The sequence below is a fragment of the Amycolatopsis sp. cmx-11-12 genome, assembly GCF_046269425.1.
Classification (GTDB): Bacteria; Actinomycetota; Actinomycetes; order Mycobacteriales; family Pseudonocardiaceae; genus Amycolatopsis.
Genome location: NZ_JADNQM010000101.1, coordinates 1 through 1128 on the forward strand (window position 1 = coordinate 1; position 1128 = coordinate 1128).

Below are 1128 nucleotides of genomic sequence, written 5' to 3' on the forward strand. Positions count from 1 at the left end.
CCGGGACCTCGAGATATTCCACAGCCGGCAACGCCGCCATCCCAAAGTCGGATACCTCACCCCGGTCGAGTCTGAAAGACTCCGCGAACTACAACAAGCCGCCTGACACACCACAGACGACGGTCCGGAGAATCGGGACAACCCCAAGCGTCGGTATCCGGTGAACGAGGCCAGGGTTCGTTCGATCACCCGGCGGCGCTTTCCGAGTTTCTGGCTGAACTCGATGCCGTTGCGGGCGATACGGACCTTGATTCCTCGGTCGTGGAGCCAGTGCCGCGGGTCGGGTTGGCCGTAGGCCTTGTCGACGGGCAGTTAGGCCGACTTGTGGCGCCGTGGACCGCAGCGGAACTCGATCGCCGGAATCGCCATCACCAGCGGTCTGAGCGCATAGGAGTCGCGCGTGTTGGCGGCGGAGACGGCGACTGCGAGCGGCAACCCGGCACGGTCAGAGAGGGCGTGGATCGTCGAGCCGGCTCTGCCGCGGTCCACCGGGCTGGAACCCGGTCATGGATCCTCTATTCTCGCCCGTACGCAGGCCCCATCCACGATAGCGCGACTCCAGGCGAGAAGGCCCTTGCAGCCGAGTCGTCCAGTATCGCGTAGTGCAAACGCCGCCGCAGTCCGGCTTTGGAACACTGGTCGAACCGACGATGCGCGGTCTGGAGCGGGACCCGAACGATGGCGGAAGATCCCGCCACGCACACCCGCTGGTCAGGACACACACGATCGCGGTGAACACCGCACGAGGGGCTACCGGGGTAGTGCCACCACCCTGCGGACGCGCTTCAAACTCCACAATCAGCGGCTGCACAAGGGCCCACAGCTCATCCGGAACCATCTGTAACGACAAACCACGAACGATCAACCACAGCCAAGATCATCGCTCACCAGCGACCGATCACCACGTAAGACACCCTCTTAGTAGTGCCAGGCACCACTCAGCATCAGCCGAAGACGCTGGCCGAGTTGCAGCACCAACACCAACAGCACCAGCCGCCTGGTGAGCGGCCCCGGTCCTTCCGGACAGCGGACCAACTAGAGTTCGTGTCTGGAAGAGAGGGTGTCCGTGTCCAAGAAGAGTCGTCGGTCGTTTACTCCTGAATTTAAGGAGGAGACGGCGAGATCGGT

General features: G+C 63.2%; 1 pseudogene. It reads right to left on the minus strand.

Annotation, left to right across the window (positions count from 1 at the left end):
* Positions 1-144: 144 nt before the first annotated feature.
* Positions 145-862: pseudogene (locus ACLARN_RS44090) on the minus strand (IS5 family transposase); the annotation flags it as partial.
* Positions 863-1128: the final 266 nt, after the last annotated feature.